General features: G+C 37.9%; 3 protein-coding genes. 1 reads left to right on the top strand and 2 read right to left on the bottom strand.

Annotated elements, in window-relative coordinates:
• A partial coding sequence (locus tag BUA53_RS21090) for a hypothetical protein (RefSeq protein ID WP_217653048.1) occupies positions 1-323 on the bottom strand: 323 nt, incomplete at its 3' end.
• 519 nt (positions 324-842) lie between these two features.
• Between BUA53_RS21090 and BUA53_RS20830 the strand changes: the two genes are divergently transcribed.
• Positions 843-2,057 carry an acyltransferase family protein gene (locus tag BUA53_RS20830; RefSeq protein WP_072837320.1) on the top strand — a complete coding sequence of 405 codons (1,215 nt, stop codon included), beginning with the start codon at positions 843-845 and terminating at the stop codon, positions 2,055-2,057.
• A 78-nt stretch (positions 2,058-2,135) separates the two neighbouring features.
• Here the strand turns inward: BUA53_RS20830 and BUA53_RS20825 are convergent.
• The coding region (locus tag BUA53_RS20825) for a carbohydrate-binding protein (protein ID WP_139256551.1) at positions 2,136-2,825 on the bottom strand (690 nt) is incomplete at its 5' end.

Raw genomic sequence — 2,825 nt, 5'->3', positions numbered from 1 at the left:
TACTCACCATGCCCATGGAAGAAAAGCATAATTGGATACTTTTTTCCATCATTAGCAGTAGGGTTGTAAGTTTTAGGGAAGTGAAGACGGAACGCGAGGCCTTTATAGATATAGGCCTTGTACATATCCGTATTCCAGCTCATTCTGACCGTGCGCACCCATTTTCCAATCTGGCCATCAGGTGGCTGAACCGGAGGCGTGTTTGGATTGTAAGTGATCACTGGGTCATTAGGATCTAAAACACTTTGGGCACTTGCAGTTTGTAGAGCAATAGCTACATAAAATGCCATCAAGAGGGCGATACAATGGGTAAACTTTCTCATTTTTCCAGCTTGTTAGGGTCTATGAATTCAAATTTTTGTTTCAATAGGCGGATTACCTGTAGATAATATTTACAGGTCAGGGAATCAGGGGGTACAATTAAAATCAAAAACGGAATTCAACAGGATGGGAAAAACGATCAGGTTAATTGCTATAGCCTGAGAAACCAGGCGATATTTCTATAAGATGAGGAGGTCCTACTTAGTTCTTCTTAAATATTAGGGATTCGACTAAAAACAGTCCAACGTTTACAAATATAATATCTTGCACGAAATAGTACAACAATTAAAGTAGAAATTTTAATTATACATGCCTGCTTTTTAAAATAAGCTGGTTTGATTTATGATTAGCCTATTGCAGCTAAATATTAATCAGGAGCAAAAATGCTCTTTACTATTAGGCATTTTTGAAAGACATTGTAGTATTTTGAATTATCAACAAAAAGAAAATAAATAGGCACGCAGATAGCTAGCGTGCAACTATTGCAAAAATCCTGGTTTAAAGCTAACATCAGAATTTGTATGGAGAATTCCGCAACCTTGCCTCTACTTGAAAACAAAACACCTACACCATCTGCCACTGTGGCTGTGCCACGTGTATACTTTAAAAATCTTGACGGTATCAGGTTCTTTGCTGCCTTAATGGTGATGTTACAACATCTTTCAGATTATAAAGGAAATCCGGGGGTAGATCTTTCCAACGTAGAGAAAGGAATGGTTTCCTCTTTGGGCTCTCATGGTGTTACTTTATTTTTTGTATTGAGTGGCTTCCTGATATTTTCCTTGCTTTTTGTGGAAAAGCAGTATACGCATACCATACAAATCAAAAGTTTTTATGTTAGAAGGATCTTACGCATCTGGCCCTTATATTTTGGATTTGGACTTTTATCCATACTGGGAATAGATTATGTATTTAAAATGTTGGGACTTTCAATTGACACACCTGCTACCATCAACCTTATATATCTTTTTACTTTTAGCATCAACCTCCAGTTAATATTTGCTACCATAAATAAAGGTATTATCGAACTTTACTGGTCGGTGTGTATAGAAGAACAATTTTACCTTATGGCCCCCTGGCTGGTCAAGAAAGCTAATAATTTCCTGGGTATAAGTTTAGGGCTGATAGCTATTGGAATAGGATCAAAGTTTTTACTTGAATACCTGATAACTTCGGGAACTATTCATACCAATAATCACATTAACCCCCTTTATACATTCACAACCTGTTGGTTCGATGCGTTTGGAATGGGAATCCTGGCGGCTTACTTCAATTTCAATAAAAATATTTATGGGAAGATAAAGGGAGTTGTAGAAAACAAAGTGATACAGTCAATAGTTATATTCCTGGCTTTTTTATATGTAACCAATGTACTTCCGAAGGCTCAAATCATTGATAAGTATTTCTTTTCTACAGTTGCCTCTATATTATTTGCTTATATCATCCTTGCTGCATCTACAGGCAATTTTATTTTCAATTTTGAGAACTCCTTTTTAAGAAGAATGGGCAGGTATTCTTATGGTATGTATGTGTGGCATTCTTCTATTATACAGATTTTGTTGCTCTTTTTAATGAAGTGGTTCTCTAGAGATAACCGGTTGGTATTTGAAATACTATATCCTTTACTGTCTGTAACTATCGTTGTTATCGTGGCAGGACTTTCTTATGAACTTTATGAAAAACATTTCCTGAAGTTGAAGAAGGCCTTTACTGTGGTGCAAAATCAGAAAGTGTAATCACTGAATTATAATAATTAAATAAATAAAGGCCGGTGAAACACCGGCCATTTATTTTTCTTCATTAGAGTACTGAACTTATTGTTTTATGATCTGCGTTGAATCAGTCCATCCGGTCATAGAAACCTTAATGGTAAAAGTAGCTGCAGGCAAATCGCCAATTGAAATATAAAACTGCGTAGACCCTGCTGTTTTGGAAAAGCTGAATTGCTTTTGCAGGGCACCTGCTGCATTTATTACCTGCACAGTAACATTGCCAGCCAAAGTATTATTTACTTGTAACACAAACTTGTCGGTTGTTGGATTTGGAGAAACATCCAAAGCAGTTGCAGAAGTATCTGTAACCGATGTTGAGCCCTGGATCATCGTTAAACCAGCTGAAGCACTTATCAACTCAAACCAGTTGAAATTGAATCCCTGGGATGATGAAGATTGTATTCTAAGAGTTTGGGCACCAGCAGGTAGGTTAATAGTAGCACTAACCGTTTTCCATACCTGGTAGCCACCCGTAGAAGGAACATTCACCGTGGCAAGGACCGTTCCAGCACTGTTCTTCACCTGGAACTGCGAAGTACTGTAAATACTGGCTATCCTGCAGTTTACAGTATAAGTACCTGCAGATGGTGCAGAGATGCTGTAGTCCATCCAGTCGCCGTTGTCTATCCAGCCCACATCTTTACCACCACCTGCGTCTGAAGTGTTTTCAGTCTGAACACCACTCATGCTTTTCCAGTTTTCAGCCTCTGTTTTAATGGAAGTAGAGGTAGT

This window comes from Flavisolibacter ginsengisoli DSM 18119 (genome assembly GCF_900129295.1).
GTDB lineage: Bacteria > Bacteroidota > Bacteroidia > Chitinophagales > Chitinophagaceae > Flavisolibacter > Flavisolibacter ginsengisoli.
This window is presented reverse-complemented; position numbering and strand designations above follow the sequence as displayed.